The sequence below is a fragment of the Agaribacillus sp. DX54 genome, assembly GCF_056858335.1.
In genome coordinates, this window is sequence record NZ_JBXEQE010000047.1 from 1 (window position 1) to 12,497 (window position 12,497).

Genomic DNA, 12,497 nt, shown 5'->3' on the forward strand with positions numbered 1-12,497 from the left:
TATGTGTATTTGGAAAAATGATATTTGGAATTGATAATTTGCCAGATGGGATAGGTTTTACTTTCTTAAAATGCCTAAGAATCATAATCTATTTTTTATCGATAACCATTTTTAAATAAAGTAAAGCCTCATTGTTTTTTTCAAGCATCTCTTTGATCATATTCTCAAACCTAGGTAAACGACTATTTATGATTTTATGGAGTTTGTGCCCTGTTTCAGGCAAAGAATGCTTTTGCAATTTGATTTTAGATTTATTTGCATATTTAAGTATCCACTCTTCAAGACGGGGTTTTAAAACAATCAGACGAGTTTTCTCTTTTGGTATAAACAAACATTCTACATCAAATTGCTCGTTCGTTTCTCTTTGAAATTTAGACAAGTAAGTTGGATTTGCTGCGCCTGGCTCTTCATCAACTATCCCAATTGCCCCTGGGTTTCTTTTAAGATAGTTGATGACCGCTCCTTTATTGGGTGGGTGGGTGATCATTTTACGGGTATATCCCAGTGATTTTACTAGCGCCTCGTCTGGTTTGCATTCTAAAACTATTTCCGGCATTATTCAGAAATAAATTTATTGAGATTGAAATATACATCTATGCCTTTATCTAATAATACCGATAAATCTTCTTTACCTACTTCGGATACAATAGTTTTGTATTCCTCCATTTTGGTGATAAAAACTGCAATGTCATTGGATGGTGTTTTACTTAGCAATGAATTCAGAACATAAGGATCATGTGTTGCAAGAAAATATTGATTTGAGTTATCCAAGGCGATTAATTCTGCTAATTGCTTTGTATACATCGGAAATGTATTTGATTCTGGTTCATCAAAAATTAAGACTGCATTTTTATTACTTTCAATGGCCAAAGTGTAAAATACTATTCTTTGAATAGTTTCTGAAATGGATGCATAGGGATATGAATACAGCTCGTCATTAACATCCTTAGCCATATTTATATCATTTTCATTTGGCTGGATCATTAACCTGAATCCCTTTTCCCTGAATAAAGAGCTTACAAGTTCTTTCAGTTCTTTGTTGGAAATGATCAAAGATGGAATATTTTCACCATAGGGAGGATTTAAGAAAGGCCTAAAGTTACTCTGGAATGACTTTAGATGCTTATATATATATCTTCTGAATGAGGATTGTAAAGACCCACCTATTATCTTGATTTGCCCGTCAAATTTCAACGTAAAAGCCCAATAATTCTGATCTTGATAATTATTCATTAAGTTATACAAGTCATCTTCAATCAACGGATCAATTTCACTGTTTGCAGTATAAATTATACCCGCCAGTTCATTATTAATAGACCCAAAATTATTTTTGGAATATCGAATTAGTAAGTTCAGATCATCGGTTTTAATTTCAATAGGTGCAGTGGTATCAAAGTCATAAAAAAAATTAGTTGCATTTTTAAAGCGAAACATTTCAGGAAATATTTCTTTTTCCAGGGAGTTAAGAGAAAACCAACTCAAAGCTTCAAGTATATTACTTTTTCCGGAGTTATCTTCACCAATAAATACATTAACTCTTTTGGTATCAATATCAAGTTCCCTAATGGACTTGTAATTGATTATATTTAAATTTTTAATCATACATCAAATCTATTAATTTGATTTTTCTGGTAATACCTAATGTTAAAGATATAATATTTGTTTATAACAATTTATAAAAATTCCCTGCTCATAAAATAGAAAAAAACAATTAAAAATAAGGCCTTTTAAAATTGCAACAATATGAATTCATTATCTTTAAATAAAGATAGAAACCTAGGGCGACCATATTAAAATCAGGAGCAGGCAAGCGTGACATACAATCGGTATTAAAAAAGCTTCAAGAACGAAGTCCAAAAAAAGGGCTCAATACTTCTAAATATTGCGGCACCCTAAAATTCAAAGAGGATGGCTTAACCTTGCAAAAACGTTGGCGGAAGGAGTGGGAATAAGTTATTTCGCGCACTTATTTTAAATCTTCCGGCTCAATTTCCCGTATCACACCATTTTCACTTACCACTACCTTTTGTCCCAGCAGTTTTTTACGGGCTATCAGTTTTTGTGAAGAAATTTTCATTCCTTCAATAATCTTCTTCCTAAGTATCGCGGCTTGTTTATTTTTCATTACAAACAGGCTTTTATTTCTTTTAACTTGATTAAATCATGAATTGTTTCATAACCATTTAATTCATTTTCCATTATTAACACCGGAGAGGTTAATGAATTATCATATAGCAAGGTATAATCACAAATAGGCAAATACAAGTTGAACAGGTTTTTTATTCCGGCAAAATACCTTCGCTCTATTACATCTGCCGGTATATTGTGTCCGCCTTCTTTCACCCGCAGTTTTACTCTTCGTTTTGCCAATTCAGGTGAATCCAGCCAATAAAATACTAAAGTGATATAATAACCTTTTTTCCTGGCTTCAATTATCCTGTTTTTATGACTCTTTGTTGCCAAAGTTGTTTCAAATGCAAAATCCTCCCCTATCTCCATCAATTCATTGATTCTGTTTAGCATTAATCTACCTGCTTCTAAAGCGACCTTTTCCGGATTAAAGGGAGAAATACCTCTTGCAATCTCATCGGCATTAATGAATTCCTGGCAAGATAAGATTTCTGGTAATATGTTAAATGAAGCGGTGGTTTTGCCTGCGCCATTACACCCAGCAATGATATATAGGTTCTTTTTGCCCATAGCCAAAGATAGATAAATTTCTGCATTCCGATGGTTTACAGTATTTAGTATGGAAAGCTTATCAGGAATAAGTAGTTTGTTCCCGGATTAATTGCATTGAGTAATATTGATAAATGAAAATATACTTTTGTACCTCATTTGCACCTCACTCTTATAATTCACTGATAATCAGAGTGTAAAATGTTTTGTGTTGGAAAGTGGACAGCTAGTACTGGCATACATTTTGATAAAATTGATTTATACAAAATTATAGTCTTGAAACACCTCATTATCTTACTTTCGTCTCTTTTAGTTCTTATCCATTTTAATGTCTCAGGTCAAATTGGAATTGACACCGTTCATTATCAATGGTCAGGTCAGGTAAAATCTGTTGGTAGGGTTTATTATGAGACTTATATCTATTCATTTTATCCAAACGGCACTTTTTCTTATTTATCTTTAAATTCAAAACATAATAATGATTCCGGCAATTTATAACTAATCGATAAACAATCACATATGAAAGTAATGTGCGGTAATTTTCATGCAAATATTTTTATTATTTATAATCTATACAATAATAATGAGAGAAAGTCCTTCATATTAAAGTCATTTGGATGGAATTCGAAGTGAATTGATTCAGTGCTATCGCAACAGTATTCTTAATAATTATAATAGAATAAGGTGGTTTTTAAACAACCTTTAAGTCTATGTCAATTCCTATTATATAGATTAACAATTTGTACTTGCATTGAAGCAAGCCGTATAATATTGCCCATAACAGGAAACATTACCTTCGATATATAATGTATTTCAGTTCATAGAATTAGGTAGTTGCTACATGGCCTTCTCCAAACTGTAAAAGAAATATAACTTCATTGTGCCTGGTTTGTATAAGCCGGGTATTGGTGTGCTGCAATTGATCTTGACTTATTAAGGAGGCAAAAAACTACAAATTCCAGATGAAACTTAATAATAGCAGGAAAAACAAATAAAAATGAATTATTAACAAAAAATTTAATAATAAAATGTTGTAATTTTTAACAACTTCCCTTTATTTTTGCCCGAATCATCTTATTTAGAATAATTCAAAATAATTTGAGGTTAAGTTTATTTCCGAAGATCTCCATGGGGGAGTAATATATGTGAACTGATCCACGAAGAAGTTGGATCTATGACATTAAAAGGAAATATAATTAATAAACAGGATATCGACATCATTTAATTATATCCGAAAATAATTTTTTTTGACTTAATATTTATTTCAAAATAGAATACGAAAATTATATGATTGAAACAGATATTATAATTATAGGAGCTGGTCCATGCGGGTTATTCACCGTATTTGAAGCAGGACTTTTAAAATTAAAATGTCATCTAATCGATGCCTTGCCGTTTCCTGGAGGACAATGTGCCGAAATTTATCCGAAAAAACCTATTTATGATATTCCTGGATACCCTTCTGTTTTAGCTGGGGAATTAGTTGATAAACTTATGAATCAAATTGAACCATTTAATCCTGGTTTCACATTGGGGGAAAGGGTAGAGAAGGTAGAAAAGCAAGATGATGGGTCTTTCCTGGTGACTTCAAGCGAAGGGACAATACATAAAGCACCGGTCGTTGCCATCGCCGGTGGGTTAGGATGTTTTGAACCCAGAAAACCGCCTGTTCAGCACATTACCGAATTTGAAGGAAAAGGGATTGATTATATAGTCAAAGATCCGGAAAAATACAGGGACAAAGATGTTGTAATTTCCGGTGGTGGAGATTCTGCACTTGACTGGAGCATTTTTCTGGCCTCAGGTATCGCTAAATCAGTATCTCTGGTTCACCGTAGAAGTTCTTTCAGAGGCCACCCGGATTCTGTTGATAAGGTTTTTGACCTTTCCAAAAACGGAAAGCTAAACCTGATTACAGATGCAGAAGTTAAAAGCATTGATGGGAATGGTTCTTTATCAAGTATCGGCATAAAGCATAAGACACAAGGAGAAGTCACCATCGATACCGATTATTGGTTGCCATTATTTGGGCTATCACCTTCACTCGGCCCTATTGCCGATTGGGGTTTAAATATATCCAAAAATTCAATTGAGGTAGATACTTATGATTACAGCACAAATGTACCCGGTATTTTTGCCATTGGTGATATCAATACATATCCAGGCAAGCTTAAATTAATTCTGTGTGGATTTCATGAAGCCACATTGATGGTGCAATCGGCCTTTAAAATTGTATATCCGGATAAAAAGTTGTCATTTAAATATACGACGGTAATGGGAGGCATAGACGGTTTTAAACAATGAGTTCAGTAAATATTATAGTAATCGATAGGGAAGATCAGAAACATAAGCTGGAAGCGCCAACTGACATGAATTTGAATATCATGGAGCTTTGTAAAGCCTATGAATTACCAGTTAAAGGAACTTGCGGTGGTATGGCTTTGTGTGCCAGTTGTCATTGCTATATTGAATCAGATCATGAATTGAATGAGGTTTCAGATGGTGAAGAAGACATGCTCGATCAGGCATTTTTTGTGGAAGACAACAGTAGATTAGGCTGTCAAATTTATATTAATCAAGCATTAGAAGGACTCATTATTCGATTAGCCCAAGAAAGTGATTAAAACAGTATCGAGCTGGCAACGTTATTGTTTCTCCGATATAGGAAAAATGATCATCCCTAGTAACCAAAGTAAGATCGTATTCTTTAGCTATGGCCGCAATCCAAACATCATTTTCAGGAATGGGTCTGCCCTTCTTCTTTAATTGGCTTTTGATAATTCCATAGTGTCTCGCAGTCTCCACCGATCCTGGCAAAATCATTACTTGCTCTATCAACGCATCGATCTGTTTTTGGTTAGAAGACCTTCGGGTGGATTTCTCTGCAGCAAACCTTAATTCGGTGACTTGGAAAATTACTTAGGATAACTAAGTCCAAATTTTCTTTGGTTTGTTTTTTTCTGTTATCGGTTGTAGATAGGTTTATTTTCTTAGAATAATACAATTTGTTTTTTCGATCGCGCTCATTTTTCTTTATAAGATGCTGATTGTCAGTGATTTTTTATAGAAAAGGGCATACCTCTCCCTTTGGTTCAACGTGTAAGTATCGTCAGTTCTAGGCAGCCAGCCTGGTGCTGATCTGCTTGGCATTGGCGGCCATAATGCCCACATAAACCACCAATAGCTGAGTTTGAGGACTTCTCACCCTGATCCTGCCCAGTTTGTAATGGTTTTTGTGATTACCAAAGGCGCCTTCCAGAGAGTTATTGCGGGCTTTAGAAAGCATCACTTTTAGTTGCTCATCATGGAGGTCTTTGCTTTTGGGGCCCTTGCGGGGAAAGTTATGAAAAATCTTCCGAGCCCTTGCCCAGCTTCGGTGATCGTTGCTGGCATATAACTTATCAGCGGCCAGTTGTTTACAAGCTCCGAAGGTCTGTTTGTGTTTCACTACAGAGACTTTCAATCGATGCCCTTCATAGAAAGGGTGGAAGCTGGTATGCTTGTAGCTGATAAGCCCACTGACAGGCATCCCATAACAATTTCACCCGGGTGGGTGACTTTACACCTACTTCATATACCACTGCATCCATGACCACTGCCTGGGTGTTTTCCATAAAAGGCTACCAGTGGTGCAGTAATATTTGTTGAAAGCTTTCCAGGTTCATGTGTCGTGATAGCCGTTTACGAATATAAGTCAAAAGGCTCATGTCCTTGATGCGTTCGTTCAACTGGAATTGACGGCCACAAAACATTGGCAGTTCCCAGTCCGAGTTAAGCCGCTTTAACAGGGTAGGATCATCCATTCCTAGCAATTGGGATAAAAATAAAAGATATATAGTAAGCTTCGTTTTTTCCCGGAGTTATTGAAACAGTTTGATTTTGTGGAAATAGAAAAATCAACTTCAAAACGGAATACAACTAGCAAACAATATCTTCCTATATCCTCCTTTATCGGGGCCAACCCGTTTCAGTTTTCCCTCTTTTTTTAATTTGTCAAGATTCCATTCAAATCTCGTCTGAAAAAAAACAGGGCCACACTCATAATATTTAACACTCCTATGGGCAAATACACCTATTCAATGTTTTCAGCTACTTAAGTCTGTATAGGGTTACTGCACGCAGCATATCACTTAACCGGCCGAATGAAATAGTTGACACCCACGTTACCACCTGCATCGGGCAAGCAGTAATCTTTTATATAAAAACACATAAAAGTTATCATTGCTATATCGTGCGAAAGATTTGCTGCATTATTTAGTTCCTGTGATTTCACTCCCGACAAATCGCAAAATGCGTTATTTTAGATTTACATAAAATTGAATTTATTGATGATAAACTTTGGGCATCTTAATTATGTCAATCCAACTATCGCCGGTACCTGGGTATCCCTATGGGCAGGCAGGTGAGGGTGCATAAAGTTTGGTGCGAATTCCATGTGGCCTTTGAAAATAAATTATATACACATGAAATGGTATAACAGTACGTTCATAATTCTGCTACTTGGTGGATGCTCCATACAGTCGGAAAATATAACAAAGAATATCTACGAGCGTCCTAACATCATTATTATGTTGGTAGATGATAGGGGATTTTCAGAACTGAATTGAACAACCTAGCCAATGAACTTCTTAATAAAAAGGCTTAAAAAAGATCATCAAAAAAACTGACGATGAAATACTTAAAAAATATAAAGTGGTTACTGGTTATCTGCTTGTTGAATTCAAGGGTTTTCTGCGATGGTCAAACGCAAAAAAAACCAACATCAAAACCAAATATACTATTCATTGCGGTAGATGATCTAAATGATTGGACAGGGTTTTTAGGGGGCCATCCGCAAACCCAAACCCCTAACATGGATGCGCTGGCAAGGCAAGGAATGATATTCACTAAAGCTTATTGTGCCGCGGCAGTATGTAATCCCTCCAGAACTGCCCTCATGTCAGGGTACAGGCCTTCAACCACCGGCATTTTCGGCAACCAAGATAAAATGCGCGCATCCCCGGTACTTAAAGACGCGCTTATGTTAAATCAATGGCTATCCAAACATGGCTACTATACGATGTCCCGGGGAAAAATATTTCATACTCCCTCGGTAGACAAAGACCAATGGGATAGTTGGTCGCCTGTAGAGGGTAATTATGGAAAACCGCCTGCAAAAAAAGAAGGCTTGGAATATAGTGGTATTCCGAGCGACGTATACGATGGAAACTTAAACTGGGGGGGCACCACTGTACCCAAAGAAAACACACCGGATTACAGGAATGCCCTGTGGGCGGCAGAACAGTTGCAGAATGACTACGAAAAGCCTTTTTTTATGGCCCTGGGAATTTTCAGGCCACACCTGAGCTGGTTTGTGCCACAGGAGTATTTTGACAAATTCCCCTTGGATAAATTAGTGATGCCCACCGTCAAGGAAGATGATCTTTCTGACATTAAAGGAACAAAACCCTCCGAAGAGTACCAGATTGTTAAGAAATACAAAAAGGAAAAAGAGGTCGTTCAAGCCTATTTGGCTTCGGTAAACTATGCAGATGAATGTGTTGGAGTAATTTTGGATGCCTTAGCTAAAAGTAAACATGCAGACAACACCATCGTTGTTTTATGGGGCGATCATGGCTGGCATCTAGGCGAAAAATTACGCTACAAAAAATTTACCCTTTGGGAGGAGGCCACACGAACTTCTCTGATCATAAAAGCTCCCGGTGTAACTTCGGAAGGCGCCAAATGTGAAAAACCGGTAAACTTAATTGATCTGTATCCAACGATATCAGCCTTGGCGCAAGTACCCTTGAACAAAAATAATGAAGGAAGAAATATAGTACCATTATTGAAAAATCCCGCTATTTCATGGCCCTACTCCTCGCTGACATATCAAGATGGGTATAGTCTCAGAAGCAATAGGTGGCATTATATCCGAAGAAAAAATGGAGTGGAAGAGCTATATGATCACGAGTCTGATTCTTTGGAACATCATAATTTAGCCATTGTCGACAGGCATCAAAACATATTAAAAAAGTATAGAATAGCATTGGATTCCATCCTCACAGCACATTAAACCAATCCCGGCTTAATATACTATTCATCTCTTTCGGTATACACTACCACTCCTTCATTTTATCTTCCGAATAAGTCGACTCATTAGCCGCTTTCACGCTTTCTTTGTCCAGTTTTATCACCTTTCGATCATAGGTATAAATACCGTTCATTTCATTTTCTACGTCTGTCCATTGTGTATAAACAGCCCCGCTCAAACCTTCTTTTTGGAATTTCAATATCATTTCAATAAACTTTTTGTATTCGGTGGTGGCCGCTTCCTTCCCCTTATAATTGTAATGCACCCATGGGCCATCCTGGTCCCAAATGTGTCCCTCAACGTTATACCCGATAGCGCCATATTCACCGTTGACAATAGCCCTCCTTTGGTTACCGTACGGCGAGGTGGGAGGACGATAGTGATGGTTGTCCTTTATATGGCCTACTTCATAATCGACATCAGGCTTGCCTGCGTCAATGCCACTATTTCCGGTAACCAGACGTGAGGGATCCAGTGCCATAACCATATTAGTGAGCCGCTCCGGATCATAAATTCCCCAATGCTCATTAAAAACGATCCAATTAACAATGGAAGGATGGTTCCAATGGGATTTCACCATTCTTTGCAATTCCACTTCAAACTGAGTTTTCTCCGCCTCGGTTCTTTTCTTAAAAGTGCCCGGCATATCCTGCCAAACCAACAATCCCAGTTTATCGCACCAATAGTACCATCGTTGAGGCTCAATTTTAATATGTTTTCTAACCATATTATACCCAAATTCCTTCATCGTCTGTATCTCCCACTTTAATGCCTCATCGGTAGGCGCCGTATACAAACCATCGGGCCAATAGCCTTGATCGAGCGGTCCCATTTGAAAGAGAAATGTATCGTTAAGCATAATGCGTTGAATATTCAGGTTTTTATGCATGGAAACTTTTCTCATGCCTACATAACTTTTTATCTCATCTACTTTATGAAGGCTGTCCTTAAGTGCAATGGTCACATCGTACAGGAAAGGGGAATCCGGACCCCAAAGTTTGGGGCTTGGAATGTTAACCCGAAACGGTTCATGTAGCTTACCGCTACCCTTACCCACCTGTTTGTTTCCATCGTCCACGGTTACCTCAGCCATATGTTTACCTGCCAATGATGAACCATCTACAGTGACCGAAATACTTTCACTATCGATATCGGGGATTATCTTAATAGCTTTTATGCATACGGCAGGCACCGGCTCAAGCCATACGGTTTGCCAAATGCCGGATGAGGGGGAATACGTGAATCTTCTGGGGTTAGCAAATCGGTCATTCGATTGCTTTCCGGTAGCAATGGCTTTATCGTTTCCGGGATCATATACCCCCACAATGATTTCCTGATTTTCCCTTACATTTAAAAAAGGGGTGATGTCAAAAGAAAATGGATCATACCCTCCGCGGTGGACACCGGTACAACGCCCGTTGATGTAAACAACCGTCTCCCAATCTACCGCGCCAAAATGGAGCAACACCTTTTGACCTTCCCAGTCAGATGGCACAGTAAACAATCTTCTATACCAGGCGCGCTGGGAACCCAATTGTCTCCTAATTCCCGATAAGGCCGACTCCCATGGGTAGGGAACCAAAATTTGCTCCTTTAACTTTTTACCAAAGGGGACTTTGTCGGAGGCATTAGCTTCCTGGAATTGCCAGATTCCATTTAGATTCTTCCATTTGTTACGTACCATCAAAGGGCGAGGGTATTCAGGCAAGGCGTTTTGCGGACTAACTTGCCCGGCCCAGGGAGTCAACAAAGGTGACTGGGCAATTTTCCATTTTTGACCATAGACCGCGGTCACCTGAACAATCATTATCAGAAGAATGGTGAGTTTGTATTTATACATATTTTCTATCACAAAATTTAATTAAAATATAACAGTTTACTTATTAATAGAAGCAGGCGCCCCCCTCAAAAAGGACAATCAGGCTAAGATTTTGAATGGAAAGTCAAAGAAATAGTGTAAATAGTTTCGATATTTAGTCAACAAACTAAAGCTGCTATGAAAGCTAAATTACAAATCATCCCTTTCATTGTTGTGGTCTTGTGGCTTTTTGCTTTTCTTTTTAAAAGTGTTGAAAAAAAGACAAAATGGACAGGTAGTGAATCGGATGACACAAAAAAGAACCCAAATGTCGTACTTATTGTGGTAGATGATATGAATGGGTATGGAAGTCTTGGCCAATACCCGGTAAAAATGCCGTATATGGAAGCATTGAAAAAACAAGCTGCCAATTTTGTAAATGCTTATTGTAACAGCCCTGTTTGTAATCCGTCAAGAGCCTCTTTTTTTAGCGGCCTTTATCCGCATAATACAGGCGCTTATCTCAATGGAAGCGATGCCTGGAACAAAACAAAGCAATTTAAAGAACTTGAGGCATTGCCTGAGCTATTCAAAAGAAACGGTTACACTACCTGGGGGCGGGGTAAGATCTTTCATGCTCCGATGGATTCGGTTCGCGAGCACAATATGTGGGATAACCGGCCGGTTTACAAAGGCGGTTTTGGGCCCTTTCCGGAAAAGGAATATTGGTTTGGTGGGAATCGTTTTTTTTCTGTTAAGGCATGGGAGGGCGCAGATGAGGATTTCCCGGACGTTAAAAATGCGAATGCTGCCATGGCATTTTTACAACAGCAACATGAAAAACCTTTCTTTTTGTATTATGGTTTATGGCGACCCCACAGTCCATACACAGCTCCCAAACGATTTTTTGATATGTATCAAGAAGAGGAAACTCAAATACCCCCGGGTTATAGAAATGACGATCTAAAAGATGTGCCTTTTCAAGGCAGGCAACTGGTCGACTCTCTTAAGAGGTACTACAAAAAAGGGAAAAAAAGTGAGACGTTATGGAAAAAATTTCTATGGGCTTATAAAGCCAATACTACTTTTGCCGATTGGAATTACGGCCGTGTTATCGAAGCATTGGATAACTCCCGGTATGCTGATAATACCATTGTGATACTGTTTTCTGACAACGGTTTCAATTGTGGAGAAAAAGAACGCTGGGGCAAAGGGACACTTTGGGAACAATCCGATTATGTCCCTTTACTCATTCGAACGCCGTCAAAGCAGCAAGCCACCTGCCAACGTACGGTGAGTTTATTGGATATATACCCGACATTAATCGAGTACTGTCAACTCGAAAAACCCAGACAAAAACTCGATGGCAAAAGTCTGGCGCCACTATTAAAAGATCCTGATGCGCCGTGGGACAGACCGGTATTTACTTCATATGGTATAGAATACTCTTCGGTTCGTGACGAACGCTATCGTTATATTCGTTACCCAGATGGCTCCGAAGAACTATATGACCATGAGAGCGACCCTTACGAATTGAACAATATAGCTGCCAACAACACTCTGAATAGTATTAAAGAAAAATTGCGGGCCCATATACCTCAAACCTGGGCTCCCAACTTAAAAGGTAGATTAGAAGTGAAAAGGTAAGCTAAATTTTAGTTATTCGATCGTTGATTTTGAGACCTGCCTTAGTGCTGCTTTGGCATGGCTTTTATCTCCAACCTGCAAAGGGATCAACCCAAAGTGTATGCGCCAGGGAGCAGTCCTATCATTACTGAACATGGTAGTCCACCAGGCGCCTTTCTTATTCTGAAAAACCGTGCCATGCACGGCGTGTGGAACACCTACCCTTATTTTTACAAGTTTTGTTTAAATTGTGAAATAAATCAAGCAGATGAAAAACATCAGGTTTACAAAATGTACATTAAGGCAATGATTTGGGATATT

Annotated in this window: 12 protein-coding genes; 4 read left to right on the plus strand and 8 right to left on the minus strand. The window is 38.2% G+C overall.

Translation table 11 applies throughout. From position 1 onward, the window contains the following. Positions 1 to 88: 88 nt before the first annotated feature. The 4 genes from AC04NP_RS28340 to AC04NP_RS28355 all read right to left on the minus strand — a co-directional run bounded on the left by AC04NP_RS28340 (position 89) and on the right by AC04NP_RS28355 (position 2,700). Positions 89 to 556, minus strand: a complete 468-nt coding sequence (locus AC04NP_RS28340; protein ID WP_482863459.1) for a hypothetical protein — start codon at positions 554 to 556, stop codon at positions 89 to 91. Next, positions 556 to 1,602 carry an AAA family ATPase gene (locus AC04NP_RS28345; RefSeq protein WP_482863460.1) on the minus strand — a complete coding sequence of 349 codons (1,047 nt, stop codon included), beginning with the start codon at positions 1,600 to 1,602 and terminating at the stop codon, positions 556 to 558. Before AC04NP_RS28345 ends, AC04NP_RS28340 begins: the two co-directional genes overlap by 1 nt. 364 nt (positions 1,603 to 1,966) lie before the next feature. Then, positions 1,967 to 2,125: a hypothetical protein gene (locus AC04NP_RS28350; RefSeq protein WP_346756062.1), complete on the minus strand. Its 159-nt coding sequence runs from the start codon at positions 2,123 to 2,125 to the stop codon at positions 1,967 to 1,969. Then, complete coding sequence (locus AC04NP_RS28355) at positions 2,125 to 2,700, minus strand: ATPase (protein ID WP_482863461.1); 576 nt, start codon at positions 2,698 to 2,700, stop codon at positions 2,125 to 2,127. Before AC04NP_RS28355 ends, AC04NP_RS28350 begins: the two co-directional genes overlap by 1 nt. 1,266 nt (positions 2,701 to 3,966) lie before the next feature. Here AC04NP_RS28355 and AC04NP_RS28360 point away from each other — a divergent pair. Together AC04NP_RS28360 and AC04NP_RS28365 are read left to right on the plus strand one after the other, a co-directional pair. Beyond that, positions 3,967 to 4,983 (plus strand): NAD(P)/FAD-dependent oxidoreductase, encoded by a 1,017-nt coding sequence (locus AC04NP_RS28360; RefSeq protein WP_482863462.1) that lies wholly within the window; start codon positions 3,967 to 3,969, stop codon positions 4,981 to 4,983. Then, the gene (locus AC04NP_RS28365) at positions 4,980 to 5,303 is read left to right on the plus strand and encodes a 2Fe-2S iron-sulfur cluster-binding protein (protein ID WP_482863463.1); all 324 of its coding nucleotides are present in this window, start codon (positions 4,980 to 4,982) and stop codon (positions 5,301 to 5,303) included. Before AC04NP_RS28360 ends, AC04NP_RS28365 begins: the two co-directional genes overlap by 4 nt. Here the strand turns inward: AC04NP_RS28365 and AC04NP_RS28370 are convergent. The 3 genes from AC04NP_RS28370 to AC04NP_RS28380 all read right to left on the minus strand — a co-directional run bounded on the left by AC04NP_RS28370 (position 5,275) and on the right by AC04NP_RS28380 (position 6,482). Next, positions 5,275 to 5,595, minus strand: a complete 321-nt coding sequence (locus AC04NP_RS28370) for a PIN domain-containing protein (RefSeq protein WP_482863488.1) — start codon at positions 5,593 to 5,595, stop codon at positions 5,275 to 5,277. The two genes, AC04NP_RS28365 and AC04NP_RS28370, sit on opposite strands and share 29 nt — an antisense overlap. Positions 5,596 to 5,794: 199 nt before the next feature. Further along, complete coding sequence (locus AC04NP_RS28375; protein WP_482863464.1) at positions 5,795 to 6,208, minus strand: hypothetical protein; 414 nt, start codon at positions 6,206 to 6,208, stop codon at positions 5,795 to 5,797. 91 nt (positions 6,209 to 6,299) lie between these two features. After that, the gene (locus AC04NP_RS28380) at positions 6,300 to 6,482 is read right to left on the minus strand and encodes a hypothetical protein (RefSeq protein WP_482863465.1); all 183 of its coding nucleotides are present in this window, start codon (positions 6,480 to 6,482) and stop codon (positions 6,300 to 6,302) included. Between the two features lie 866 nt (positions 6,483 to 7,348). On the opposite strand from AC04NP_RS28380, the gene AC04NP_RS28385 reads away from it, so the two are divergent. After that, positions 7,349 to 8,734, plus strand: a complete 1,386-nt coding sequence (locus AC04NP_RS28385) for a sulfatase (RefSeq protein ID WP_482863466.1) — start codon at positions 7,349 to 7,351, stop codon at positions 8,732 to 8,734. A 43-nt stretch (positions 8,735 to 8,777) separates the two neighbouring features. On the opposite strand, the gene AC04NP_RS28390 is transcribed toward AC04NP_RS28385, so the two are convergent. Then, complete coding sequence (locus AC04NP_RS28390) at positions 8,778 to 10,592, minus strand: glycoside hydrolase family 2 protein (RefSeq protein ID WP_482863467.1); 1,815 nt, start codon at positions 10,590 to 10,592, stop codon at positions 8,778 to 8,780. A 156-nt stretch (positions 10,593 to 10,748) separates the two neighbouring features. Here AC04NP_RS28390 and AC04NP_RS28395 point away from each other — a divergent pair, with 156 nt between their 5' ends. After that, on the plus strand, positions 10,749 to 12,197 hold the full coding sequence (locus AC04NP_RS28395; RefSeq protein ID WP_482863468.1) for a sulfatase: 1,449 nt from the start codon (positions 10,749 to 10,751) through the stop codon (positions 12,195 to 12,197). Positions 12,198 to 12,497: the final 300 nt, after the last annotated feature.

What these genes read in the sequence shown, in the direction of transcription:
- AC04NP_RS28340 (WP_482863459.1), bottom strand. Translation starts at nt 556, where the DNA reads ATGCCGGAAATAGTTTTAGAATGCAAACCAGACGAGGCGCTAGTAAAA.
- AC04NP_RS28345 (WP_482863460.1), bottom strand. Translation starts at nt 1,602, where the DNA reads ATGATTAAAAATTTAAATATAATCAATTACAAGTCCATTAGGGAACTT.
- AC04NP_RS28350 (WP_346756062.1), bottom strand. Translation starts at nt 2,125, where the DNA reads ATGAAAAATAAACAAGCCGCGATACTTAGGAAGAAGATTATTGAAGGA.
- AC04NP_RS28355 (WP_482863461.1), bottom strand. Translation starts at nt 2,700, where the DNA reads ATGGGCAAAAAGAACCTATATATCATTGCTGGGTGTAATGGCGCAGGC.
- AC04NP_RS28360 (WP_482863462.1), top strand. Translation starts at nt 3,967, where the DNA reads ATGATTGAAACAGATATTATAATTATAGGAGCTGGTCCATGCGGGTTA.
- AC04NP_RS28365 (WP_482863463.1), top strand. Translation starts at nt 4,980, where the DNA reads ATGAGTTCAGTAAATATTATAGTAATCGATAGGGAAGATCAGAAACAT.
- AC04NP_RS28375 (WP_482863464.1), bottom strand. Translation starts at nt 6,208, where the DNA reads ATGCCTGTCAGTGGGCTTATCAGCTACAAGCATACCAGCTTCCACCCT.
- AC04NP_RS28380 (WP_482863465.1), bottom strand. Translation starts at nt 6,482, where the DNA reads ATGGATGATCCTACCCTGTTAAAGCGGCTTAACTCGGACTGGGAACTG.
- AC04NP_RS28385 (WP_482863466.1), top strand. Translation starts at nt 7,349, where the DNA reads ATGAAATACTTAAAAAATATAAAGTGGTTACTGGTTATCTGCTTGTTG.
- AC04NP_RS28390 (WP_482863467.1), bottom strand. Translation starts at nt 10,592, where the DNA reads ATGTATAAATACAAACTCACCATTCTTCTGATAATGATTGTTCAGGTG.
- AC04NP_RS28395 (WP_482863468.1), top strand. Translation starts at nt 10,749, where the DNA reads ATGAAAGCTAAATTACAAATCATCCCTTTCATTGTTGTGGTCTTGTGG.